Genomic DNA, 24447 nt, shown 5'->3' on the forward strand with positions numbered 1-24447 from the left:
CATAAAAATAAAAAGGATCGACTATGAAAAAAATGGTTCTGACTTTGTTGGTAACATTGTTCGCGCATTCCGTTTACGCAATCGATGTTCCTAAAGGATTTAAGCAAGAAAAGATTCAAATCAATGGATTTAAAATGAACGTCTATAAAGGCGGAACGGGCACTCCCGTCGTCTTGATTCATGGAATGGGAGAAACCGCCTTGTGGTGGGAACCAGCGATGAAAGCTCTTTCTGCAAATTACACTGTCATTGTGCCGGATCTGCGCGGTGGTGGTTTAAGTGAAGTCACTGAATCAGGTTATACAAAAGTTGAAATGGCAGCGGATATTAAAGCGTTACTTGATCACTATGATATCGCAAAGGCTGATATCGTGGGGCACGATATTGGTTTGATGGTCGCTTATGCTTTTGCTGCAAAATATCCTGCTGCAACTTCCAAGCTTGCAGTTCTTGATGCTTTCGTTCCTGGTGTTGGACCCGGCGATGACATTTATAACAGTCCAGATATCTGGCATTTTCGTTTTCATGGTGCCAGCGCAGAAAATCTTGTGAAGGGTCGCGAGAAAGTTTATCTAAATCATCTATGGACCACATTTTCTGCCGATCCAAAAACTTTCCCAGAATCACATAAGAATTACTTCACCAAATTATACGCGGCTCCTGGCCACATGAAAGCGGCCATGGCGTGGTTTGCGGCATTCCCGCAAGATGCGAAGGACAATCGAGAGCTTTCGAAAAAACAACTTCCTATGCCGGTTCTTTCAATTGGTGGGGATAAAGCATTGGGTAATGAGTTGGCAGCGACAATGAAAGTGGTGGCACCACAATCTGAAAGTGTGGTTCTAAAAAATGTCGGTCACTGGCTTATGGAAGAAGCGCCCCAGCCAACGATTGCAGCCCTTCAAAAGTTTTTAGCGGGTAGTGATCGAATTAGTGCGCGTTAGTAAAATCTTGCGGAACGAAGCTTTGTTCTACGTACTTTTTGGGAACATAGTGCATGTAGATTCTAGCCATCGTTCCGTCTTTCACAATGTCATCAAAGACTTTTGAAAACATTTGGACTTCATCGCCGCGAAGTCTTTTAGGGTTGTAGTAAGAACCTACTGGCGTGAAGTCCGATTTATCTTGAGTAAAAGAAAAGTCTGTCAATTTCATTTGTACCATAAAATAGCTGCCTACTACATAGGAGCTAATCATTGCCTGAATTTTCCCCTTTTTTAAAGCCGCGAACATTGACGAGTAATCGTAAAACTCTACCAGGCGCTGCTCTTTGCGTAGCTGTTCGATTTCATTCGCTTTGTAATAACCGGTAGCTCCAATGAATGATCCGAAAATAATTTTTTTGTCTTTGAGTGCTTCAGCAAGCGTTGTCTTTTTCTTCGCGTATTGCGGAGCCAATACGATCGCCCGAGTTCCTAAGTACATCGGAATAAAACTTGCGACTTGATCCATGACTGGAGTTTTAATGGAAATAAGAGTCAGATCAATCGCAGACGAGCGCAAGCTTGCTACCAACATCGGTCGTGTGGATTCCGAAGGATCGAAATTGCAGCCCGTGCGACGTTTTAGTTCATCAATAAGTTCGATAAGAACGCCGCGAACGACTCCTTTATCGTCATGAAAATAAATCGGTTCGTTATTTAGGGCCCCCACACGAAAAACTCGCCGACAAGGATTTTTATCTGCGCTCCATCCTGTTGACGCGGAAATAAGAAAGAATAGTAATAACGTCAGAGCGAACACCTTCAGCATAATTCAAAGTGTAACACGCAAGTCGAAATACAGGGCAACCGAAGTTGCACGATTGCGTTTTAAAAATTATTGTTGAGGTACATATATCGCGGATGGAGGGCATCATGGAACTAAAGGGCAATACAATTCTGATCACGGGTGGCGGAAGCGGAATCGGTTTTGCACTCGCAAGTCGTCTGGCTAAGAACGGAAACAAGGTCATCATCTGCGGGCGTAGAGCGGAACAACTTGCAGAGGCACAGAAAAGCTGTCCCGAACTTATCCCATTACAAGCCGATATCTCGACGGCTCATGGTCGCGAAGAGTTGGTGAGTGAGATTATACAGAAGTATCCTGACTTGAATGTCGTCATTAACAACGCCGGCATTCAGAATCGCCTGCCGCCATTGACCGAAAAACAGGACTGGTCAAAACATGAAATGGAAATCGCCACGAACCTTGAAGCACCTATGCACTTGGCGATGCTTTTTATTCCGCATCTATTAGGGCAAAGAAATCCGTTTATCATTAATGTCACTTCGGGGTTGGCATTTGTACCGATCTATTTCCTCCCAACTTATTGTGCGACGAAGGCGGCATTGCATTCATTCACTCTGACTTTGCGCCATCAATTGAAAGCAACACCAATTAAAGTTGTCGAGATTGCGCCACCAGCCGTGAATACCGATCTGGGCGGTAAGAACTTGCATAACCATGGTGTGGATTTGAATTTGTTCGCGGATCACTGCATGAAGCATCTGGAACAAGGCGATGAAGAGTTCGGTTATGAATCTTCGGAAACTCGCAGGCTTGCAGTTAAGCAGGCAACTGATACTATCTTTAAACAGATGAATCCCTAGTTGGTAAGGTGACCATGAAGCATTTCGTAATTTCGTTACTTGGAATTCTTATTTCTTATTCTGCCAGTGCCGAGCAAGTGAGTGTTCGCTGCCGCGGCTCTGCTCCGGATATGGATATGCTTTTCAAGTACGAAATTCAGGGCGATAGTGCGACGTCAGTGTATCGCACTCGCTTGCAAGTCATGGTCGGTTATAACAATCTTCAAGATTTCGGCTGGAAAGAGGTTGTCACTACGAATGGAAAGATCTCTGTCGACAGTCCATTCCCACAATACCTTGCGGTGATCAAACAAGTGGGTCGCCGTTTTGACTTGTTAATGCTTGATCCCAAATCAGGTGTGCCAACGCAAGCAGTGCCGTACGATAACTTCACTTGCGTTCCGCGCTAGGTCTTACTGTGAAAGTGAAACTGGTATTACGGATATTGCTCGGTGTATTTTTGATGTATGCGGGAGTCGGTCATTTAACCTGGCTTCGCACCGAATTTTTAGCGCAAGTTCCAAAGTGGCAACCACTCGATCCCGATTTTGTGGTGCTTGCCTCAGGCGTGGTTGAGATCATTCTGGGGCTGAGTTTTATTGTTTTAGGTAAATACAAAGCGCAAGTCGGAATTATTGGCGCGTTGTTTTTCGTCGCGGTCTTTCCTGGCAATATCAATCAATACATTTATCACATCGATGCGTTTGGATTAAATTCCGACACCGCTCGCTTGATTCGTTTATTTTTCCAGCCGGTCTTAGTTGTGTGGGCCTTGTGGTCTACGGGTGGGTGGGAATATGGAAGGAGGAGGTTGTCCTCCTTCCGAAAAGGCTAGTAAGGCTTGTCATCTTTTCCGATAACAAACGGAGACAATTCTGCAGAAACTCCATTCACTGTTGTTCCACCATTATGAATTGCAGGGAACATGGGTTGCATATTTTGTGGGAAACCAAAAACAGGTTTCGTCAAAGCATCCAAACGATTTAAATCATCCGCAGTCAAAGTGATATCGAGCGATTTGATGTTGTCTTCAAGTTGCGCCATACGACGTGCGCCAATAATCGTTGAAGTTACACCTGGCTGAGCGCGAACCCACGCCAAAGCCACACGTGCTGGAGTGCTGTCGTGTTTTTGTGCGATAGCCTGTAATTCGTCGATAACTGAATAAGTTTTTTCAGTCCAGATTCCATCAATGAACGCCGCGCGATCTGCAGTTTGTTGACCCGCGTTTTTACGCGTGTACTTGCCGCTTAAGACGCCGCTTTTCAAAGGGGACCACGGCGTAATGCCGATATCGAATTCAAGAGCCAGTGGAACAAGTTCTTGTTCAATACTTCTTTCAAGCAACGAGTATTCCATTTGCATGCCGATGAAAGCACTCCATCCGCGGAAATGAGAAATCATATTTGCTTGAGCAATTTTCCAGGCAGGCGTATCGGAAACACCGACGTAACGAACTTTGCCATCGCGAACCAAATCGTCAAGTGCACGCATCGTTTCTTCGATCGGTGTATGGATGTCCCAGTTATGAAGCCAGTAAAGATCGATGTAATCTGTTTGTAAGCGACGTAAAGAGTTTTCTGCTTGTTCGATAATCGCTTTACGACTAGAACCGCCTCCGTTTGGATCGCCCGGATAAAGATTGCCACTGAACTTAGTTGCAATAACCAAACGATCGCGGCGAGATTTATTACGACCTACATGATCACCGATAATTTTTTCGGAATGGCTTTTCGTATAGAAGTTCGCGGTATCCAAGAAGTTGCCGCCAAGTTCAAAGTAGCGGTCCATGATCTGCTTTGATTCTTCAACGCTTGATCCCCATCCAAGGTCTTCGCCGAACGTCATCGTTCCCAAAGCCAAAGGACTTACACGCAAACCTGATTTTCCCAATGTGATATATTTATTAAGAGACATAAAAACTCCTTCTGTGTGCCTAATCAGTGTATTTCGACCGCCTGTTTAGCGTGAGCCTGATTCTCTACACTTATTGCCTAATTCTCTCGCCAGCAATAGTTACTACCATGTCTAAGTATTCCAATCCCGAGAATTTGTGATAGTATTTAGAAAGACATAGGGATGTAAGTATGGGTAAAGTTGCCAAATTATCTCAACAAGAAGAGCTTGAGGCAGTTCGCGATCGCCTTGAAGCAGTGATTGCAGATTTTGCTGAAAAAAATCAGACGTATGTCACGGCCATTCCTGGTGTCAGCATGGCGATGACAACGTCACCATTGCCACCGACCGCACATATTTATGAACCGAGTCTTTGTGTTTGTGTGCGCGGGCGCAAAAAAGTTCTTATCGGAAAAGATTATCTTACTTACGACGACAAACACTATCTCTTAACATGTATTGAAATTCCTACGATCGTTTCGATTGCTAAAGCAAGCCCACAAATTCCTTATTCGGGATTTGCCATGCGCTTAGACCTAGAAATGATCCGCTCGATCATCGCAGAGATGGAAATTTCTGGCATGCCCATCGAGCATTCCGAACCTGCCATCGCGATTCGTCCGATGACTTTAGATTTGATGGAATCAATTCTGCGACTTGCCACTTTAGCATCGCAGAAAAAAGACATTACGATTTTTGCACCACTGATCCAACGAGAAATTCTGTATCGTCTGTTATCAGGACCGAGTGGAGATCGTCTTCGTCAATTTGCGCAATTTGGTTCACAAACAAATCGTGTCAGTAAAGCTGTGAACTGGATTCGTGAAAACTTTCAAAAAAAGCTTTCTATCGATGATTTAGCAAAAATGGCGAATATGGGCGTATCGACGTTCCATCGTCATTTCTCTGAAATCACGACGATGAGTCCAATTCAGTATCAAAAGCAATTGCGATTGCACGAAGCACGTCGTTTGATGATTGCAGAAGATATGGATGCAGCGAGCAGTGCCATTCAAGTTGGTTATGAAAGTGTCACGCAGTTTAATCGCGAATACCGTAGACTGTTTGGTAAGCCGCCAGCAACTGACAAAAAGAAAATTTTAAATTCAGATCTGGCGAATACAGAAACTGTGGTCTAATTGCGTATTACATCTTGTGGAGGTCTTGTGGGAAAATTGATTTTAAGAATCTCGGTTTCGATTGATGGATTTATCGAATCATCTGAAAGCAAAGTCGATTTTGGGAAAACCCGCAGTCCAGAAGGTGCAGCTTGGCTTACTGAAAAGATTAGTCAGGCCGGGGCGCATTTAATGGGTCGAAAGGCATTCAGTCAGTTATCTTCTTTTTGGCCGACAGCTCCGGGTCCGATCGCGCAGAAGATGAATGAGATTCCTAAGATTGTATTTTCACGTAAAGGTTTTGATCCTTCTTCTGTCACGAATGCTGAAGGTTGGTCGAATGCCAAGGTGATGACTGGTGATTTAGCCCTTGGACTTTCTGAACTTAAAAAGCAAACAAGCAAAGATCTAATCGCTCACGGCGGAGTTGAGTTTGCACAGCATTTAGTAGGCACTGGGTTGGTGGATGAATTCTGGCTTGCGACTCATCCTTTGGCGGTTGGCAAAGGATTTCATCTTTTCGAAAAGCTCGATCAGCCTTTATATTTAAAGTTGTTAGAGACAAAAGCTTTCAGCACAGGTGCGATGATCAACGTCTACAAGCCAGAATAGGTGATTGACATGAATGAGACCGAAGTATTGCAAGAGTTCTACTCTGCACTGAACCGTAATGATATTCCTGCGATGATCAATCTTATGGATTCAGACATTGTGCGAGTTGAGCCCGAAGGTTTTCCGGCATCAGGTACTTATCGCGGTCAAGAGGCAATATTGGCGCACTTCACAGCTGCCCGTGGTACTTGGGCAGAGGGCAGCTGTAACCCAGAACAATTCATTAACGTTGGCGATAAGTTCGTAGTTCTGGTGCATGTTCACGTTAGACTGAAAGACAAAACCGATTGGATCGATGGTCACGTCGCCGACGGATTCGCTTTTAAAAATGGCAAGATCTCACACTTTCAATCTTTTCTAGAAAAAGAAAAGGCCTTGAAGTGGGCTGAACAATAAGTCTCTTAGCTGCGAGTCTCGATTTGAATTTTGAGGCGAACGCTGTTCGACGTCTTGCCACAAGATCCTTCGTTTCCAGGAACACTACTTTTTTTGTCAAGCTTTCTAAAACGAGCAAGATTTCTCGTTTGAAACCTACAGCTTATTTTTAGAGGAATTAAATCGATCTAATTTGGCACTTCGCAAAGTTCTTACTCACTCTTTTGTCATTAGAGCGATTTATTTGTACGTGACATTGGAACGAGGTTCGCATTATGAGACCTCTGGAAAATTTGGTCTTTAAAACGGTATCAAAAATACAGGAGTTTCTTATGAAAACTTTAGCCTCTATGGTCTTTGCGGGCACGATTTTATCAGCTTTGGTTTCTCAAGCGCAGATTGGTCCCAAAGTCACTTGTACAGCTTTAGACAAAACAGAAGTGATCAGTGTGGATTTTACGAACTCAGCTAACGCAACTATGACTATCTCAGACAACAGCGGTCAAAGCCTTACTATTCCAGCGCGTGTATATGATCAGGCTTCTGGTAAGGCCAGTTTCTCGGATAGCCAAGGTGGTTTGATTGGTTTGCATGTGACAGAAGTTCAAGGTGTTTTGACAGCAACTAGCAATTCTATCGGCATGGGCCCTGAAGGCCACTATACTTGCGAAAATAAATAGTTCGCTCTAGCACGGAGGGGTCATGAGCAAAGTCAGAGTCGCGGCGTTTTCAGTCTCTTTGGATGGATTCGGTGCGGGGCCTCATCAAAGTCTGGAAAATCCTCTGGGTGTCAGAGGCACAGAACTTCATAATTGGTTTTTCAAAACAAAAGTTTTCCAAAGTATGTACGGCGATGGCAATGGTGTTGAAGACGTAGATAACTCTTTTGCTGAACGGTCCTTCAAAAACGTCGGCGCATGGATCTTAGGGCGAAATATGTTCGGCCCTGTTCGCGGGCCTTGGCTTAACGACGAATGGCGCGGGTGGTGGGGTGAAAATCCATCTTACCATGCGCCTGTTTTTGTTCTTACCCATCATAAGCGCGAGCCGCTCGTCATGGAGGGTGGAACAACTTTTTATTTCATCACTGACGGTATTGAGTCTGCTCTGCAAAAAGCAAAAGAAGCTGCAAACGGTAAAGATGTTCGCATCGGCGGTGGTGTCCAAACTGTTCGTCAGTACTTACAAGCGGGCTTGATCGACGAATTGCATTTGGTGTACAGCCCGATTTATCTTGGAACGGGTGAAAGTTTGCTTGCGGGAATTGATATGCCGAAGTTAGGATTCTCTGTCACCGAGAAGGTGAATACAGAAAACGCCACGCATGTTATCCTTAGTAAGAAGAGTTAAATTTGAATTTCAATGCCACTTTAAATGAATCCCCGAATGCAACAAAGAAAGAATGGATTGGACTGCTAGTTCTGGCATTGCCATGCATGCTTTATTCGATGGACTTAATGGTTTTAAATCTTGCGATTCCGCAGCTGAGTTTGGAATTAAAGCCCAGCGCCTCTGAACTATTATGGATTGTTGATATTTACGGATTCTTTCTGGCTGGTGCTTTAATTACGATGGGCACTCTTGGAGACAGAATCGGGCGTAGGAAAATTCTTTTAATTGGCAGTGGTGTATTTGCCATTACATCTGCCATCGCAGCCTTTTCTAAAAGTGCCGAGATGCTAATTTTTATGCGCGCTGTACAAGGCATTGCGGGTGCGACGTTAGCACCGTCGACTTTGTCTTTGATACGTGTGCTTTTTCGTAACCCTAAACAACGAGCCCAAGCGGTTGGTTTATGGGGCACGAGTTTTTCTATCGGGGGCTTGATTGGCCCTTTAGTGGGCGGAGCATTGATTGAACATTTTTGGTGGGGATCGGTTTTTCTGATCAACGTGCCATTTATGATTGTTCTGTTGCTGATTGCACCGAAGCTGTTACCAGAGTTCAAAGATGAAAATGGCGGCGAGATAGATTTAATCAGCGCGGCCTTATCGCTGACAGCGATATTATTGATTATCTTTTCTTTAAAAAAATTCGCAGAGACTGGCTTTCAATCCCTTTCAGTTATCAGCTTGCTCGCAGGTCTTGTTTTGGGTGCGATATTTATTCGTCGCCAGGAACATCTTGAGCATCCTTTGGTGGATGTAAATCTGTTCAAGAATTTTACCTTTAATACTTTGATTTTGACGAACGCTTTGACGATGTCGATCTTCTTCGGAACTTTTCTTTTCCAAACTCAATATATGCAGTTGGTATTGGGATTTTCGCCTTTGGTTGCTGGGCTATGGTCGCTGCCGTCAACGTTTGCGATGATTTTAAGTTCTTCTCTATCACCTTTGCTAGCGAAGAAAATAAAACCTGCTTACATCATGTCGTTTGGGTTGTTTTTAGGAACTGTCGCGTTCTTCATAATCTCTCGAGTGAATGGCATTCAAGATTTGGGTTTGATGATTTTTGGAACAGTACTGCAATCATTTGGAGCGCCCCCAGTCTTGTTGTTTACAACGAACATGCTTGTGAATAGTGCTCCACCTGAAAAAGCAGGTGCTGCTGCGGCTATTTCTGAAACGGGAAATGAAATGGGCGGTGCGCTGGGTATCGCGATCTTAGGAAGTATCGGAACGTTTATTTATCGTCGAGAGATGACGAACGCAGTTTTGGAGAATATAAATCCGGAAATTAAGAAAACTGCGGCGACTACTTTAGAAAATGCAATTGAAGTTGCAAAATCAGCTGGGACTGCAGGTGATAATATAATCACGCAAGCGAAAGTGGCTTACACCGCATCTTTTAGCTCAGTGATGTTAATTGGTGCCGTCGTGTTGGCAGTGCTTTCATTCTTGGTCATTACTAAGCTTCGTCATGTTCAGCTTGAAGCAGAACATGGGGAGCAATCTTAGTTTTACAGGCTTAGTTTTTGATAAAGTTTAAGGCCGATCCAAGCGTCAGTTGCTGCGTAAAGGATTTGTCGATCAGTCAATTCGCTCGCGTCCCAATTTGTAGTCTTGGGTCCTTTGGTGATTGTGCCCTGTAGGACCTCTTCAGCCATGCCTTTTAAACCAAGATTTTCCAAGTTTTTAGCTTTTGCGACAGTTTGCAGTTCAATAAATCCATGCGGGTTGAATTGAACTTTCTTCTGTAGTTGTTTGATGTCATCTCTGATTGCGACCCCGGCTTTAACTATATTGGGATTTTCAAAAATACTTTTGATCAGATCGAAATGATTGATGTGACGTAAACGAACCACGAAAGCATCAGTGTCTGTCGCGAGTTGCAACAAAGACACCGGATAGACTTCACCCTTTTTGAATGCGGGACGAGTTTCTGTATCGAAACCAAATTCTTTTGCTGATGCCAGGGCATTCGCAACGATGTGTAATTCTTGATTCGTGTTAATTAAATGAATCTTTCCAGGGAAAGATAGAAGCTGAAATGTAGAATAATCCATAAACAATGCTGGTTCGCATTTTTAGCAGTGTCAACTAAATGAAGTGTAGAGTTGGCGATGACGTTATTTTATATTCTTTTTAGGGGGATTCGATGTGCAAAACGATCAAACAAAAAATTCATTTTAAGGCGCCTCCTGACGTTATCTATAGTTTGCTTACGGATTCTAAAAAATATGCTTCGTTGACAGGGAAGAAAGCTTCGATTGGAAAATCTGCCGGAGCGCCATTCTCAGTTTACGGCGGACAAGCGACCGGAATCATTGTAGAGCTGGTTCGTAATAAAAGAATAGTGCAAGCTTGGCGGGGGCATAGTTTTCCTGAAGGAATTTTCTCGATGGCGACTTTTAATCTGAAGCCGACGGGTAAGCATGGGACGGAACTTGTTTTGGTTCATCGGGGAGTGCCGAAAGAAATGATTCCGTCGATTGAACTGGGTTGGCGTAAGTACAATTGGGATAAGATAAAGAGTTATCTGGAAAATCACGAATGAGTTAAATTGCCAGAACTTCGTCGTCGCCTTGGCTTTTTAAGGTTGCTGCGGCTTCGTGACGTGAAACAAATTATTTGAAACAAATAAGACCCGTTGCGGATCTTTAGATTTCTTACTGATTTCCATCAACTCATTAATAAATCGATAATAAGCTTCAGCAACTTCCTTGAAGTCATTTTGTGAAATGGCCAGGCCGCCGTTGAAAAATAGCGCAGGCTTGTGGGGGACTAAGTCTCCCATCAAGATGTCGATCGATTTTTGTGCGCCGGGAATAAATCTGCGATGACTGTTGATCTCATTCGGGTCGGGACTGTAATGAGATTCTGGTTCATGATATCTTTGACCATCAAATTCGATCATTTTCGTGTCTATGACCTTCTTTAACGCATCAGTGATTTCACTTAAGGGAACACTGTCGGATAGATGTTTTTGAATCCATTCGGCGTTGGCCTGAAACTCTGGAAGATTCGCCATTGCAACAATAGTCACGGGAAGCCAAGTTGCATAAGGGACGGGGGAGTTTACTTTTTCACGAAATGACTTTAGGCCGTGAACTTCTTCGTTAATACGAATTCGTCCAAGTACTCCGCGAAAATGATTTTGCAGATCTGTATCTGTGACCAAGCCTTGAATAATCATGATGATAAAGAACTGTTTTTCGAAGTCGGAAAGATCAAAAAGTTTTGCAATATCAGATGCGCGATCAATTGAGATATGAATTTTCTGTTTGAAAACTTGTGAAAGATAGCTTTTCGCTGTTCCAAGTTTGTTTGCACAATATTGATGTGTGAAGTGCGGTGACTCGAACTTCTTCCATGCAAAGAAATCTGAAAGATAAAGACGATAGTCCGTGTATTCCGTGATCTGAGGTCGTGTAGGCGTGTTCAGGCTGTTGTCCATGAAAGATATCTTGCCGGAGTGGTCGTCGTTTTCAACGAGAATTCATGGTGGTTCAGCAATACTGTACGGATATTTTTAAAGATGAAGGCTGTAGCCTCATACTCACTTGTTAATGCCCCGAAAAGCTACTTGCACACAAAAAATTTAAATTCGGGGACGTCATGTACTTATTTTTTGGAACGCTCATTAGGAAACTAAGAACAGCCATAGGATTGGCTGTTCTGCTGAGCTTGTGGGGAATGCGCTCTGAGGCAACTCTAGAAAGTCTTACTTACCAAGGTCGTATTGTTCGAACTGATGGTGTGCCATTAGAGTACGCCAACGTAAATTTTTTGTTTCAGATTACAGATCCAGCAGGTCAATGCATCATTTATCAAGAACAAGTTAGTGGAATTAATATGACGAACTCGGGCGGCGTCTTCGATGTTCCTATAGGAGCCGGAGCCGTGCAGTTTCCATTAAGCTCTTCTGTTTTAGAGGCTTTCAGTAACTCGACGGTTTTTAATTGTGCGGATTGCGTTGCTTCGGGCAACTCTTATACATGTTCCAACTCGTCAAGCACTTACACGCCTAGTGCGAACGATAGCCGCAGATTACGTGTGTCTTTTGATGACGGTACAGGTTGGAAAGCTATTTCACCGGACAACATCATTCGCTCGGTACCCTATGCTTTGCATGCTCAATCAGCGCAGAAATTAGGTAATAATATAGCGAGTGATTTTTTAGCAAAAGCGGGACTTCCGGTATGTGGGACCGGAACGTTCCTAAGTTGGGACGGGACAAACTTAACATGCGCAGGAGTTTCCGGTACCAGCGGTGGGACTGTTACGAATGTGACTTCAGCGAACTCTTATCTGACGGTCGCAACGGGAACAACGACGCCTGTTTTAACAGTTAATGTTGGGACTGTGGCAAACACAGTCGCGGCAGGTAATGACTCCAGAATAGTGAATGCGATGCAGAGTGGGACTACGGCCAGTGGGGATTTAAGCGGTGTATACCCCGGTCCTTCCGTTGTCGGCTTGCGGGGTGTTTCAATTGCAGCTGCAATACCAAATAGCGGAGAAGTTTTACGTTATAACGGAGCGAATTGGTCGCCAAGTTTCATTAGCATGTTCGATTTAAGATCAACCGTGACGGGGACTCAATCTTTTGGCGGCGTTGGATGTACTGCGAATCAAACTTTAACATGGACAGCAGCGACTGATAATTTGGCTTGCACCAATATTGCGATTGCAAGCTCTCAGGTTAGCGGAGTTTTCTCTAACGGAGGAAACTCATTTGCGGCCGATGCTGTGTTAGGGACGAATGATGCTAACAAGCTTATTTTTAAAACTAATAATTCAAATGCGATGACGATTGCTTCCAATGGATTTATTGGTGTAGGAACGTCAACTCCACAGATGTTGATACATGCAGTGGCGACAGCGAACACGCCTCTTTTGACAGAGCGAAATGATAACAGTGATACGCCTAAACCTGGCGTCACTTTGAAGCGTTCGCGCCTTGATGCTGCGGCTCCGAAGACTAACTTTGGTTCGCAATTAGCTTTTAATCTTGCGGGATTCGGTGCGGGTACGAATGTACTGACACATCTTATTGCTGGAGCTTGGGAAAATGATCAGACTGACGATACGACATCACGCAATTCATTCATGAGCTTTCATACTCTATTGGGAAATACTATCGGAGAAAGAGTTCGGATAACTTCAGCCGGGCGTGTGGGTATCGGCACCACAATTCCGTCATCACCGTTAACGATTTACGGCACTTTACCTAATGCAAGCGGTACACAGACAAATTCAGCATTTTATCCAAGCACAACAACGACGGGAACAAATGATACTTACGCCGCGCAGATTTGGAATTACGGAGTCATCTCGGGAAGTGTTTCAAACTCGGGAAGTCAAATTGCTCTTGCTGCCTCAAGCCTTCGTAATAATGTCGCTACTAATTCAAATGACAGTGGCACGGTTGCGACGATGGTAGCTGGGAATATTTCGTATGGTCATCAAAACGTGAACACAGCTGCGGTGCCAAAAACGACGACTGCCTATGGAGTCAAAGTAAGTCCGATTTTAAATTCGGGTACGATCACGACGGCCTATGATCTTCACTTAGGGACAACGTCAGGAACTGAAGGCAGTATCACGACTCACTATGGTATCTATCAAGAAAATCCTTCTGCGAAAAATTATCTTGCAGGAAAAACTCAAGTCGCTGGTCAGCCGTACACGGGTTTCACTGGCACTAATGTCGGCCAACTTGCGATTGTTAATACGGGGACCTTTGCGAAAGTTTCTTCTTTAGATTTTATTGGTCGCAACAATACGCCCATTTCCAGGGTTGGGGTGCTTGAGGATATGAGCGGTAATTCTTATATGTATCTTGGTACAAGCAATTCTCCATCTTCAGGAGTGACCAATGCGGCGATAACCATCACACCGGCAGGATATGTTGCGATTGGCAGTGGAACTTCACCAACGGCACTGTTTCAAGTAAATGGTTCGGCACTAGCGACATCGTGGGATACGAGTTCTGATATTCGCTTAAAAGAAAATATCAGCGCGCTTGAAAATCCGTTAACCAAGATCATGCAACTGCGTGGTGTGGAATTTGATTGGCGTAAAGATATTCAGCAACCAACTGCGCATGAAAAAACTCACGATATTGGTGTGATCGCACAAGAAGTGGAAAAAGTTTTTCCAGAGGCAGTGAATACAGCTTCGGATGGTTATAAAAGTGTTTCTTATGCGAAACTGGTGGCGCCGCTGATCGCAGCTGTTAAAGAGATTTTTCAGGGACAGACATTGCAGCAACGTGAAATAGAAAGTCTAAAAGCCGAAAACGCAGCGCTAAAGAAATACCTATGTATGAAAGATCCAAGCGCAGGTTTTTGTTATTGAGTTCTATTAAAGGAACACGGGGCCAAAAATGGCGAAATAGCAGCGTCAACTGACACCGCGAGACCCGAGTTTAAGGCTCGCGATGGCGCCAAAATTCAGTCGAACTTTTCGACAATTTCAAAAAGTTATACACGGATGTTATCAACCCTTATCAAGGCTTGATAACATCTCCTCCGACAAAAAAATTGTGGCTCAGGTGAAATATAAGACACCTCCGCCTGATGCAATGCTGAAGACGCAAAGCACGAACCACAAGATAGAGGATGAGCAAAAAAAATCATCCGAATCCGCAGTACAATCTTCGCGTCAAAGTAGCAACCGACGCGACAAATCCCTTCACTCAAGAAGACTTTCGAAAGCTTTGGAAGGTTTTGTGTGCCCTAAAAGAAAAGGGGGCCGCAAGTGAAACCTAAAATGGCTCCATACTTCCGAGTATCTACCCTGGGACAGAAAGAAGACGACACAGTTCAACGTCAAATCATGACGTTTGAATTACAATGGACGGTACTTTCAAAGTCCTTCGATTTGTACGAGCGTATTCCTGGTGGCAAGCAGGAGGATCAGTACTTTAAGGACGAGGGTTATAATCTTGAAGAGTGGAAGTCGGATACCGATTTTCATCGTTTAATGACTTTGATTCAAACCGAAGGAGTAGATGCGATCTATGTCGATGAGGAGAATCGTCTGTTCCGTGCTCGTTCCCGTGAGTTTCGCGGACGTGTTCTTGATCTTATCGAACAGAATGGTGTGCGTGTTATCACAAAGAACGGTGAAGTATCCACTGGTTCGTTAGCGATGGAGATTGTATCTGCCGTGGGTGCTGATGATAAGCGCGCTATGCTTCGAAAATGTCATGAAGCCAAAATCACGCGTTTGACGTCGGAAGGAAGGCCGCCAACAGGCAGGGCTCCCTTTGGCTTGAACTGGAATAAGAAAGAAAAGAAATGGGAGCTTGTGCCCGAAGAGGCCCGAATCATTCGCTGCGCGGTAGGTCTTTCGATTGGTAAGATTTACGATGATATGCCCGATAGCATGAAAGGTTTGATTGAATTGAGTCCTGGTGGAGTGCCAGATAAAGAAGTCGCTAGCGCTCTTACGAGTGCGGGCTTTACAAAAAGAATTACCAAGCGATCAATTAGCCACGGTATCGATTACAGTGGTGTTAAAGCCATTTTTGCTTCAGATACGTGCCGTGGAAAAATCATTTTTAAATTAAAGAAAGCTGATCAGGTAGGAAATCCGAAGTTTAAAAATGGCAACGAACAGAGAGTAACATACGAAGTTGGCGTGCCCAGAATCTTGTCCGATGAGGACTGGGAAAATCTTTGCTTCAAGCGAAATCAAAGAAGAAAATGGGCGAGGCGAAATGTTCAACATGAATATCTTTGTAAAGATCTTCTTGTCTGCTCAGCATGTGGCATACCTTTAGCTGCTCGCCCAAAGGACACAGAAAGGTTTTTAAAACGCGAAAAACGCTTGGTCCATTATCCGCCGACTCTCTACTACACTTGTGCACGAAAACAGAAAACGAGCGGATTTAGATGTTCTGCGAACAAGTGTCACAGCTCTAAGGTTATTGATGCACTTGTTTGGAATGAAATCGTCCGCCTCCTGACTGAACCTGAATTTTTACCTTCAAGAGCAAACAACTTGGAGCAAGAAGACCAAATTCAAAAAAGGAAAGAAAGTTTATCTTCTGCGAAAACAGGCTTGTCTAATGATCTAACCCGATTGAAGGAGATTTCTAAGAATCTCGCCAGGCGTTTAGGCAAGGGGCTGTTGAGTGAGGAGCAATTTTTAATTGCAAACTCAGAGAATTTGCAAGAGCAGAAGAGAATTACGGAGTATCTTCACTCTGCAGAGGAAGAGCTCAAGAGCTTCAATGATAGCAACGAAAAGATTGATTTTAATGTCCTCATCGAATCTATTAAAAATCAATTGCCGCTATCGAACTTTGAAGATCGTCGCAACGTGCTAAAATCGCTAGTTTCATGTATAAGAATTGAACCTTGCGGGCAGATCACTTTATTACTTAAGCATGGACTTCAATTTGATATCTAAAGGCAGAAGCTTGGAAAAAAGGAAAAGCTGCAGATGAATGCTCATAAAAACTTCTTGCAAAAGCTAGGGTTGAAAAGCGATTACTGCGCTCTTTGTCAGGAATCCAACGTCCTTGAGGTTAGTCATATTATTCCTGCGTTTGTTGTTAAATGGAAGAAGGATACATCTGCAACTGGATTTTTGCGCAGCGGAGAAAGTCCAAATCGAAGAGTGCAAGATGGTGCGAAAATTCCGCTGTTATGTAGACAATGCGAACAGCTTTTTTCTCGTTGGGAAAGTGAATTTGCCGCTAAGGTATTCCATCCCTATGTTAAGGAAGAACTTTCTGAAAATGCTGTCGCTCAGCTGATTGTGAATGAAATCGAATATGATTCGTGGCTTTTAAAGTTTTGTCTGTCATTGCAATGGAGAGGACTTATTTCCACCTATGAAAGTGAAGAGCTGCCTGCAAATCAATTCGAGGAAATCAAAAAAGCCATTTCGGTTTGGAGAGATTTTCTTCTTGGACGCCGTGAAACAACTGGAGAGTGGCGCTCTTATATATTCTTCTTGCAAAATGTAGCGGAGGGAGAAGGGCGCCTCCCTGCTCATGCTCCAGTAAATATTAATCATTATGTTTTAAGAGCCTCGGAAATTACGATTCTGGATAACCCTAAAAAGTTAATTGGTTACGCAAAAATCGGCCCAATTTTAATATATACAGCAATGATTCCGAACGAATTCAAATATCACAAGGAATATCAAGTTCGCCTAAAAGGAAAACTTAAAACAGGAACTTCCATTCATGACCCTGAGTTTGGGAAATATCTTCTTATTGATCGGCCTAAAGAATTATTAAAAGAAATGGAAATGTCAGACCGCCAATGGCAGCTCATTCAAGCTGATTATGCTAAGAATCCTGATCGAGTTGCAAAATCGCTTACAAAAATTGCCTCAGATGCCGACTTCAAAGTTCAGCAGGATAAGCTAAAGAAATAGCATCAGGACCTATGGATAGTCCATGATTTACCAAAAACACTCTGTCTGGACTAAACATAATTGCGTTGTAGATGTAAATTAAATCCCGATTATTATCGATTGGGAGATTACTTTGCTTCTTCATAAAGTGCATATAAAAGGGTTTAGGAATTTTAAAGATTGTGAAATTAACTTAAACGAGAAGTCATTAGTCATCGGGCCGAACGACATTGGGAAATCAAATTTTTTATACGCACTCAGATTACTTTTGGATAAAGGGTTGTCAGAGCTCGCTTTGGAGCTTGATGACTCAGATTTTTATGTCTTCGAAGACACTGCTACAGCATCAATTACACTATACTTCAAAGATGTCGATGAGGAAGTTCTGTTATCTAAATTAAGAGGTAATGTTGCGGAGGGAAAGTTTGTCATTCGATACGAAGGATATCGAGATGTGCCAGAAACTCCATATCGTATATTTATCGGGGCAGATGAAGAAAAATTTGAGGAGATTGAGACTAGGAATTATTTGCGATTTCTCAATCTTAAATTCATTAATAGCTATAGAGACCTGCAAACATATATTTCTAGAGAGCGCAAAAAACTTCTTCAAAGAGCAAAAGAAGGACGTAACGCTACCGAAATAAAAAGTGATGATGCTTCAATAGATAAAATTCAAAAATCATTGATACAGGTCAATGATGCAATTAGCAGTTTGAGCTACATTTCATCAGCTACGAAAGATCTGAACAAAGAGCTCTCGTCTCTATCAGAGCATCATAGTACTAATGAAGTAGTTTTCGATCCTAAAACGGCTGACACAAAGAAATTTGTTGAGAACCTAAGTCTTGCCGCAAAAGTTGATGGAAAAGTGGTTAACCTCGGTGGCGACGGAAGAAACAATCAGGTTTTCTTAGCTCTGTGGGCAAACTCTCTTACGCAAGAATCTGTTGATTCTGTTCAGGTTTCCATCTTCTGTATAGAGGAGCCAGAAGCCCATCTGCACCCTCATCAGCAACGAAAGCTCGCCAGATACCTGGTTGAAAAACTAGATGGTCAAGTTTTGATAACGTCACACTCTCCGCAAATTGTATCTGAGTTTAAAGCAGACTCCATAGTCAGTCTGTTTAACGCAGGACCAGCAACGGAAGCTGCAGATGATGGATGCTCTAGAAAGTTTAAAAATGCAGTTATGGAACTGGGGTATCGCTTAAATACGATCAACTGTGAATCTTTCTTTTCCTCTGCCGTATTACTGGTGGAGGGGATGTCTGAAGTATCTTTCTATAGAGCTCTTGCCAAGGAAAAGAAAATTGATCTTGATCGTCTGAACATGGCAATAGTTTCTGTCGAGGGACTCAGTTTCAGTCAGTATATTAAAATTTATGAACACCTAAATATTCCTTGGGTTCTTAGAACGGATTTTGATTTTTTTAAGAACAAAGGAAAGAAGACTTATCGATGCGCTGGATTGCAAAGGGCTTACTCGCTTTATACTAATGTTTATGTAGAAAATAAAGAATTGAACGAATTGTTCGATAAAGTTTCTAACACTATAAAGAATCTCCCCACTCCAGAAGTGCCAGACAATATGTTGGATCAAATCGCAGAAATTCGTCAGTCTCTAAGGAAAGGAAATATATTTTTGAGCTCTGAAAACTTGGAGCTGGATCTAATAAACAGTGAGATTAATGAAGACCTGCTTGAATATCACGAAGTCGATAACGACGAGGATCTTTTGATAAGTATGCAGGAAAGAAAAGCTTCAGAAATGTTCAATTTTCTATCCGAGAAAAGCGAGAGCCTTAAGAAGATCAAAGCGGAAGTCTTACTAGCCCCACTTCTGACATGCAAAAAAATTATTGAGGATAAAAATGGTGGTGATTAAGAAAGATCCCACACCACAGCAAATCAAAATTCTTGAAGAAAACGGAAACTGTGCGGTAATTGCATCTCCCGGGAGCGGAAAGACTTTTACTATCTCTAGGAAGATTGGAGATATCGTCAGCACCCTACCGTGGTACAAGGGAATCATTGCGATATCATACACAAATAAGGCCAGCGATGAACTTAAACATAGAGCTCTTAAAATGTCATCCGACGTTAAGAATAGCTTCTTCGGAACGATAGACTCATTTTTTGTCGGTGAGATCATTATGCCGTTCATGCGGCAAATGTTTGGAAATGCTACAACTGAAATCAAATTTGTTAAAATAGCGGAATCAGCTTTTTTCGAAGAGTTCGGTACTGCGCTTGAGGTGATGGAGCAATCAAAATCCCTTACTCAAGATGACTTTAATACCCTTAGGACCTTATATTTAACCGGAGAGATAATTTTAGAACTTTTCGGAAAGTTAGCTTTATATTTGTTGAAGATAAATCCGTCCGTTTCTTTATACCTACGGTCTCGATTTACTCACATTTTTATAGACGAATATCAAGACTGCGGATGGGATCAACATCGGTTCTTCATTGAGTGTGTTGAACTTGGCATCATTGGAGTTGCTGTAGGCGATTTGAATCAATCTATATACGCCTTTTCAAAAAAAGATCCGGCATACTTAAACAGCTTAACTACGAATGGTTCGTTTAAAACTTATCCGCTTGATGTTAACCATAGATGTCACAAAAGCATTGCAAACTATGCAACTAAGTTTCTTAATCCAACCGTTATTGGATTGCCAACAGTGGATGAAATTCGTGTATTTTTGCGTGAGCTTGATGGCGATGAAAAACAAATTGGAGAATGGATCTCTGATGCTATTCCAAGAATTCAGAAGAAATTCGGAATCGAAAACAATTCTGATTTCGCGATTTTATCTAGAAACAACGCAAGTCTTGCAAGAGTTCGACAACATATCACACAAGATACATTTCTTCCTGAAGAAACTCCGTTGGATAAATACAATATAAAATGGTGTTTATTTTTTAAAAGGTTGATTACTTATCTCCTAAATGGAGATATTTCCGCTTTAGATCTTTTGGAGGATTATCTTTCTAATGATGACAATGGAGTTTTCTTCTCTCGTCTGTGTTCGGAACTCCTCTTGTTAAAGAACCAGATAGCCCTAGATCCGCAAAATTTGGTTACTTATCTCGATCAACTTGTTTCATTCGCCGTACAAATTCTGCCCAATGATAAAAGCAAAAAGGCAGTGGAACAACTTCAGCAGACAGTATCGACAGAAATTTACCTAAGCTCATTTATTCCTCCAAATAAAGATCAGGTTCAATTAATGACCTTGCATAAATCAAAAGGTCTCGAGTTTAGAGTCGTTTTCCATTTGGATTTATACGATTGGGTAATGCCTGGTTTCAAATGGATGAAGGAACAGGACCAAAAGGAACTAGTGCAAGATAAAAACTTGCACTATGTGGGAATTACGAGGGCTAAGGACATTGTAATTTTCTGTGTAGGTAACAAAAGATATAACGCCAAAAATCAACAGCAAGATGGCAAGAGATCGCAATTTTTAGGACAAAATCACTTATTAGGCTATTTTAAATCAATCAAATCATAGTTTCGGATAAATATGAAATCAGGAAAGATTTTACCGCATGAACGGATTCAGTTTGCCACTGGTCAAGGCGCATTCCACGGAGGAACAATATTCTTTCCTAACGAACCAATGAGATGGATATATGACATTGGAAGTAGATCTTTGGGAGGTCAGAGTAAACTTGCCTCAGCTATTGACCGATTCATGCGTCCTCGTATGTTCCCAGCGATAACTAATAATACCGTGGATGTGGTCTTTATTTCTCACTTTGATCAAGATCACGTTAATGGAATCCCACTTCTCAAGAAAAAAGGTATTTCCGTCAAAGAATTTGTTATTCCAGCTCTAAATGATCAAGAGCGCATAATTTCTTTGGTGGACTTTACAATCGGCAGTAGAGCCGCTGAAAATCTACTTCCGTTCTTTTTAGACCCTCAAACGTGGTTAAAAGAAACTTTTGGCGCTGACACCGTAGTTCGACAAGTGGAACCTATGAACTCAGAGAGAACGCCTTTATTTGAAGAGCCGCTATTAGAGAATACGGAGGATACCTTTTCCACCGATCGTCCTCATCTAGAATGGCCGGAATCTGGAATAAATCCCACAATGCATTCAGGAAGCGAAGGAGTTTTATCTTTGGGGCCAGCTGGAGGCAGAATTTCCTTTAGGCCTTTTTATTTCAAACAAGATCTTTTTCATCCGCAAGATTTCATGAAAGCATGTCAGCTGCATTTTGGAACTACAAACTGCGAGGATATTTTAAACGATTTGAAGAATGGCAACTCCTTTGAGAAGGTACGTAAAGATCTTCGCGGCTTACAAAAGGTGATTGCTGGAAATGTGAATCGCAGCTCATTATGCCTGTTGATTAACTACCATGTGAAAAGTAGATATTCTTATCTCAGTTGTTTGGGCGGAAATTTCTCTTTTAGCAAAGTGGATCATGTTGACTGGATAGGCACGGGAGACGTTGATCTTAAACATGGTCTCACAAAAACAAATTTCTATAACACAATCAGGCCAACTGTTGATCGAATCATTACTTTTCAAATACCCCATCATGGGTCAGGTAAGAATTTTGATATTCAAGATCTTAAAGTTCTTCAGAATGTCAAAAATTTCGTAGTGCCATACGGGACAACAAATGGCTACGGACACCCATCTTCAGCAATCAAGGGAATTCCAAACTTACAGGAAGTAACCGAGCTTTCTCGTGACTTTATCGAGGCATTCCTTCTGACCTAAATAAAAAATCATTATCCAAAGAGATCACTAAGATGCCTTCGCATCTTTAAATCCAAATGAAAGCGGAACCAATGATAGTCAGTCGTACGTCTATCAGGACCGCTGTATTGGATTTAAAAAAATAGTTTCCTGAGCAATGCAGCATGCGGAGGTGCTGACGACTAAAACCTATAGGGGAAAGATTTTTTTCCCTCCACATCAAGGAGGACGACATGTCTCAAGATCTTAGTGTCAAAGAAGCCGCCGCAGAAATTAACGTTTCCGCAGCAAAAGTTAGAGCGCTTATCCGCACCGGAGAAATCGCCGCTTATCGCCCAGGCAAGCGCAGTTATCGCGTTACGCGTGAAGCCTTGGAGACTTACAAAGCGCTCAAGCACAGCGCTCTCAAGCTTGAGATCAGGGCAAGTAAGGATGATCAAGCGTCAGCGTAGATCAGCTTTATAAGCAATATCAGGCGCTCCCCCCTCCGTGCGATCTCTCACATGGAGGGGTGTCGCCATATCGTCGCAAAATCACTCAAAAAGGCCGGACCAAAAAAAATTGTGTGAGGGTCTCGAGGTGTAACTGGGGTCCAAGTTTCATTATACCGACAGTCACATTTTTTGTTTTTTCGGCCATAACGGTGTGAACGTGCGCATACATGCGCATCGGAGGCATTATGACAAAATCAAACTATACGGCGGACTGGCGCGGGGGCGTAAGCGCGCTACAAGAAAAAACAGACAATCGAGAACTACTGCGATACTTGCGTATCTGTGAAAAGTGGCTTGATGCGTGCTTTGATCTTGATGACTACTCTATCGTCAACATGGAACTTGAGTTCCGTTCTTTTCTGGCAAAGCAACGCCGCGATAACGGCCAAGCTTTGAGCGCTTCCTACATCAATAACCTGATGTGGTGCTTTCGAAAAATCATTGACGAGAGCCCTAAGAAGCAATTTTTTCACGAATCCTCCGAGGCTTGGAGGCAGGTCTTCATTCAGAATAATGAAAGTGCATCCGTATTACCGTCACCACGGGCTAAAGAGCTGTTCTTGGCTTTTATCATGACTGTCGGATGGGAAGTGAAGCCGCTGTCTTTTGATGAGCTGGCGCAGTTTAAAGCCTACCTTGTAACAAAGGACTTTGATCCCTTTGAGGGAGCACATAACTTTACCAAGCAGATCCGTTGCCACTTGAGAAAAAGAGAACTTTATGTGGAACCAGAGGCTCAAACGTTTTCAGTACCGACAGAACTGACCTCCGTCTTTGACGACATGAAGGCCTTGGCGCTCAAAGGGCACAAAAGCACGACTAAGAAGAAAACTTTGCGGCAAGCCATGCAGGAAGACGACTTGCAGCCCATTTTAGAAAAAACATGGAAGAAAGTTTCCCGCGACTTTATCCGCTATGTGCATTTTCTTGTGGATAACAAATTTATCAAGCTGACAAACGTGGATTGGAGTAAGGCCTTCGCTACAGATGTCGTGACCGACTATCTCGATCATCGCAATCAACTCGGCGACGGCATTACAAAAAATACGGCTGAGACATTACTTGCCTCCATTTCAAAGTGCATGGTCCTTCTCGAAAAAACTGAGCATCTTACACTCAACAGCCAAGATATGAGCACGATGAAGCGCAATCTCTGGTCATTGAATCCAAAGCTTGTGGAGGTTTTCGACAAGAAAGGTGTTTTAGACAAACTTAGTGAAGGCCCAGGATTGCCCTTGTATGAAGGGCTCTATCCGCAGTTTATGGAATACTTCAAGCGAGAATCTGCAAAAATCCTAAAGCTTAAAGCACAAGGTGTTGATACCTTTCGCAAACAGCGTGACCTTTTGACTTTCATCCTTGAGGTCGAATACGGATGGAGACCAAACGACCTTGTGCAGACACTGACTGTAGACTGCATCTCTGCCCATCAAAGCAGAGATGGAAGGGATTTTTTCTTTATCAGTTACATTCCAAGCAAAACTGCTTGGCGCACTAAGGCCCCAAAGGCGTCTGCACCTTTGGCACCTTGGTATTATTCATTTTTCAAAACCTATCTTGAAGAATTGGAGAAGCGCGGGTTGAAACATCTCATTCCGACCACATCGTCCCCCAGTGCCAACAGAAGGATGTCCACAAGAATTACGAAACTTTCTTACAAGCTCTTTAAGCAAAAGCTTGGTTCGACTTCTTATCGCAGGATTCACGCTTCGTTTTTTCAGCGTCACTCGCTGCCCGGGCTTTACCTGTTCACGGGAAGAACAGCCAAAGACAACCTGAGCCTGCAAACAGAGATCGAGTTGAAGGTTTATGCGCCCGGTGCGACCACTCCCGAAGCACTGCTTGAAGCAAGGTATGGAAGGCGTGTGAAAGACATCTTGGGCATCGAGTAAGTC

At 42.9% G+C, this 24447-nt stretch carries 23 protein-coding genes; 19 read left to right on the plus strand and 4 right to left on the minus strand.

The features are described 5' to 3' along the window. The first annotated feature begins 23 nt into the window (after positions 1 to 23). Positions 24 to 944, plus strand: coding sequence for an alpha/beta fold hydrolase (locus DOE51_RS01590; protein ID WP_142694855.1), 921 nt, complete (start codon positions 24 to 26; stop codon positions 942 to 944). Here the strand turns inward: DOE51_RS01590 and DOE51_RS01595 are convergent. After that, positions 931 to 1653, minus strand: a complete 723-nt coding sequence (locus DOE51_RS01595; RefSeq protein WP_168196360.1) for an ABC transporter substrate-binding protein — start codon at positions 1651 to 1653, stop codon at positions 931 to 933. The genes DOE51_RS01590 and DOE51_RS01595 overlap by 14 nt on opposite strands. A gap of 203 nt (positions 1654 to 1856) precedes the next feature. Here DOE51_RS01595 and DOE51_RS01600 point away from each other — a divergent pair, with 203 nt between their 5' ends. The 3 genes from DOE51_RS01600 to DOE51_RS01610 are packed head-to-tail and all read left to right on the plus strand — an operon-like array spanning position 1857 to position 3405. Continuing rightward, a complete protein-coding gene (locus DOE51_RS01600; protein ID WP_142694857.1) occupies positions 1857 to 2591 on the plus strand; it encodes an SDR family oxidoreductase in 735 nt (244 codons plus the stop codon). Between the two features lie 14 nt (positions 2592 to 2605). Next, positions 2606 to 2980: a hypothetical protein gene (locus DOE51_RS01605; protein ID WP_142694858.1), complete on the plus strand. Its 375-nt coding sequence runs from the start codon at positions 2606 to 2608 to the stop codon at positions 2978 to 2980. Between the two features lie 8 nt (positions 2981 to 2988). After that, complete coding sequence (locus DOE51_RS01610) at positions 2989 to 3405, plus strand: DoxX family membrane protein (protein ID WP_371726578.1); 417 nt, start codon at positions 2989 to 2991, stop codon at positions 3403 to 3405. On the opposite strand, the gene DOE51_RS01615 is transcribed toward DOE51_RS01610, so the two are convergent. Continuing rightward, positions 3402 to 4487, minus strand: coding sequence for an aldo/keto reductase (locus DOE51_RS01615; RefSeq protein ID WP_142694859.1), 1086 nt, complete (start codon positions 4485 to 4487; stop codon positions 3402 to 3404). The genes DOE51_RS01610 and DOE51_RS01615 overlap by 4 nt on opposite strands. Positions 4488 to 4657: 170 nt before the next feature. Here DOE51_RS01615 and DOE51_RS01620 point away from each other — a divergent pair, with 170 nt between their 5' ends. The 6 genes from DOE51_RS01620 (at position 4658) to DOE51_RS01645 (ending at position 9471) form a co-directional block, all read left to right on the plus strand. Beyond that, the gene (locus DOE51_RS01620) at positions 4658 to 5605 is read left to right on the plus strand and encodes an AraC family transcriptional regulator (RefSeq protein ID WP_142694860.1); all 948 of its coding nucleotides are present in this window, start codon (positions 4658 to 4660) and stop codon (positions 5603 to 5605) included. 27 nt (positions 5606 to 5632) lie between these two features. Further along, on the plus strand, positions 5633 to 6196 hold the full coding sequence (locus DOE51_RS01625; protein ID WP_168196361.1) for a dihydrofolate reductase family protein: 564 nt from the start codon (positions 5633 to 5635) through the stop codon (positions 6194 to 6196). A 9-nt stretch (positions 6197 to 6205) separates the two neighbouring features. Further along, positions 6206 to 6592 carry a nuclear transport factor 2 family protein gene (locus tag DOE51_RS01630; RefSeq protein ID WP_142694862.1) on the plus strand — a complete coding sequence of 129 codons (387 nt, stop codon included), beginning with the start codon at positions 6206 to 6208 and terminating at the stop codon, positions 6590 to 6592. A gap of 311 nt (positions 6593 to 6903) precedes the next feature. Next, positions 6904 to 7251 carry a hypothetical protein gene (locus DOE51_RS01635; RefSeq protein WP_142694863.1) on the plus strand — a complete coding sequence of 116 codons (348 nt, stop codon included), beginning with the start codon at positions 6904 to 6906 and terminating at the stop codon, positions 7249 to 7251. A 22-nt stretch (positions 7252 to 7273) separates the two neighbouring features. Next, positions 7274 to 7921, plus strand: a complete 648-nt coding sequence (locus DOE51_RS01640; RefSeq protein WP_142694864.1) for a dihydrofolate reductase family protein — start codon at positions 7274 to 7276, stop codon at positions 7919 to 7921. Positions 7922 to 7923: 2 nt separating this feature from the next. Continuing rightward, a complete protein-coding gene (locus DOE51_RS01645) occupies positions 7924 to 9471 on the plus strand; it encodes an MFS transporter (protein WP_210415555.1) in 1548 nt (515 codons plus the stop codon). Between the two features lie 2 nt (positions 9472 to 9473). On the opposite strand, the gene DOE51_RS01650 is transcribed toward DOE51_RS01645, so the two are convergent. Next, the gene (locus tag DOE51_RS01650) at positions 9474 to 10019 is read right to left on the minus strand and encodes a 3'-5' exonuclease (RefSeq protein ID WP_142694865.1); all 546 of its coding nucleotides are present in this window, start codon (positions 10017 to 10019) and stop codon (positions 9474 to 9476) included. Positions 10020 to 10111: 92 nt separating this feature from the next. Here DOE51_RS01650 and DOE51_RS01655 point away from each other — a divergent pair, with 92 nt between their 5' ends. Further along, complete coding sequence (locus tag DOE51_RS01655) at positions 10112 to 10510, plus strand: SRPBCC domain-containing protein (protein WP_142694866.1); 399 nt, start codon at positions 10112 to 10114, stop codon at positions 10508 to 10510. 36 nt (positions 10511 to 10546) lie between these two features. Here the strand turns inward: DOE51_RS01655 and DOE51_RS01660 are convergent, their stop codons facing one another. Beyond that, complete coding sequence (locus DOE51_RS01660; protein ID WP_142694867.1) at positions 10547 to 11410, minus strand: TIGR02147 family protein; 864 nt, start codon at positions 11408 to 11410, stop codon at positions 10547 to 10549. Between the two features lie 239 nt (positions 11411 to 11649). Between DOE51_RS01660 and DOE51_RS01665 the strand changes: the two genes are divergently transcribed. The 8 genes from DOE51_RS01665 to DOE51_RS01700 all read left to right on the plus strand — a co-directional run bounded on the left by DOE51_RS01665 (position 11650) and on the right by DOE51_RS01700 (position 24444). Then, positions 11650 to 14316, plus strand: a complete 2667-nt coding sequence (locus tag DOE51_RS01665; protein WP_168196362.1) for a tail fiber domain-containing protein — start codon at positions 11650 to 11652, stop codon at positions 14314 to 14316. 402 nt (positions 14317 to 14718) lie between these two features. Next, positions 14719 to 16377 carry a hypothetical protein gene (locus DOE51_RS01670; RefSeq protein ID WP_142694869.1) on the plus strand — a complete coding sequence of 553 codons (1659 nt, stop codon included), beginning with the start codon at positions 14719 to 14721 and terminating at the stop codon, positions 16375 to 16377. A 33-nt stretch (positions 16378 to 16410) separates the two neighbouring features. Beyond that, positions 16411 to 17355 carry a hypothetical protein gene (locus tag DOE51_RS01675; protein WP_142694870.1) on the plus strand — a complete coding sequence of 315 codons (945 nt, stop codon included), beginning with the start codon at positions 16411 to 16413 and terminating at the stop codon, positions 17353 to 17355. Between the two features lie 112 nt (positions 17356 to 17467). Further along, a complete protein-coding gene (locus tag DOE51_RS01680) occupies positions 17468 to 19222 on the plus strand; it encodes an ATP-dependent endonuclease (protein WP_168196363.1) in 1755 nt (584 codons plus the stop codon). Next, a complete protein-coding gene (locus tag DOE51_RS01685; protein WP_142694872.1) occupies positions 19209 to 20855 on the plus strand; it encodes a UvrD-helicase domain-containing protein in 1647 nt (548 codons plus the stop codon). Before DOE51_RS01680 ends, DOE51_RS01685 begins: the two co-directional genes overlap by 14 nt. Positions 20856 to 20867: 12 nt before the next feature. Further along, positions 20868 to 22079, plus strand: coding sequence for a hypothetical protein (locus tag DOE51_RS01690; RefSeq protein WP_142694873.1), 1212 nt, complete (start codon positions 20868 to 20870; stop codon positions 22077 to 22079). A gap of 212 nt (positions 22080 to 22291) precedes the next feature. Further along, a complete protein-coding gene (locus DOE51_RS01695; RefSeq protein ID WP_142694874.1) occupies positions 22292 to 22510 on the plus strand; it encodes a helix-turn-helix domain-containing protein in 219 nt (72 codons plus the stop codon). A gap of 227 nt (positions 22511 to 22737) precedes the next feature. Next, complete coding sequence (locus DOE51_RS01700; protein ID WP_142694875.1) at positions 22738 to 24444, plus strand: hypothetical protein; 1707 nt, start codon at positions 22738 to 22740, stop codon at positions 24442 to 24444. The last annotated feature ends 3 nt before the right edge of the window (positions 24445 to 24447 follow it).

The organism is Bdellovibrio sp. NC01, from assembly GCF_006874625.1.
Lineage (GTDB): Bacteria > Bdellovibrionota > Bdellovibrionia > Bdellovibrionales > Bdellovibrionaceae > Bdellovibrio.

Coding starts and splice junctions, on each gene's coding strand:
- DOE51_RS01590 (WP_142694855.1), top strand. CDS start 24: ATGAAAAAAATGGTTCTGACTTTGTTGGTAACATTGTTCGCGCATTCC.
- DOE51_RS01600 (WP_142694857.1), top strand. CDS start 1,857: ATGGAACTAAAGGGCAATACAATTCTGATCACGGGTGGCGGAAGCGGA.
- DOE51_RS01605 (WP_142694858.1), top strand. CDS start 2,606: ATGAAGCATTTCGTAATTTCGTTACTTGGAATTCTTATTTCTTATTCT.
- DOE51_RS01615 (WP_142694859.1), bottom strand. CDS start 4,487: ATGTCTCTTAATAAATATATCACATTGGGAAAATCAGGTTTGCGTGTA.
- DOE51_RS01620 (WP_142694860.1), top strand. CDS start 4,658: ATGGGTAAAGTTGCCAAATTATCTCAACAAGAAGAGCTTGAGGCAGTT.
- DOE51_RS01630 (WP_142694862.1), top strand. CDS start 6,206: ATGAATGAGACCGAAGTATTGCAAGAGTTCTACTCTGCACTGAACCGT.
- DOE51_RS01635 (WP_142694863.1), top strand. CDS start 6,904: ATGAAAACTTTAGCCTCTATGGTCTTTGCGGGCACGATTTTATCAGCT.
- DOE51_RS01640 (WP_142694864.1), top strand. CDS start 7,274: ATGAGCAAAGTCAGAGTCGCGGCGTTTTCAGTCTCTTTGGATGGATTC.
- DOE51_RS01650 (WP_142694865.1), bottom strand. CDS start 10,019: ATGGATTATTCTACATTTCAGCTTCTATCTTTCCCTGGAAAGATTCAT.
- DOE51_RS01655 (WP_142694866.1), top strand. CDS start 10,112: ATGTGCAAAACGATCAAACAAAAAATTCATTTTAAGGCGCCTCCTGAC.
- DOE51_RS01660 (WP_142694867.1), bottom strand. CDS start 11,410: ATGGACAACAGCCTGAACACGCCTACACGACCTCAGATCACGGAATAC.
- DOE51_RS01665 (WP_168196362.1), top strand. CDS start 11,650: ATGCGCTCTGAGGCAACTCTAGAAAGTCTTACTTACCAAGGTCGTATT.
- DOE51_RS01675 (WP_142694870.1), top strand. CDS start 16,411: ATGAATGCTCATAAAAACTTCTTGCAAAAGCTAGGGTTGAAAAGCGAT.
- DOE51_RS01685 (WP_142694872.1), top strand. CDS start 19,209: ATGGTGGTGATTAAGAAAGATCCCACACCACAGCAAATCAAAATTCTT.
- DOE51_RS01690 (WP_142694873.1), top strand. CDS start 20,868: ATGAAATCAGGAAAGATTTTACCGCATGAACGGATTCAGTTTGCCACT.
- DOE51_RS01695 (WP_142694874.1), top strand. CDS start 22,292: ATGTCTCAAGATCTTAGTGTCAAAGAAGCCGCCGCAGAAATTAACGTT.
- DOE51_RS01700 (WP_142694875.1), top strand. CDS start 22,738: ATGACAAAATCAAACTATACGGCGGACTGGCGCGGGGGCGTAAGCGCG.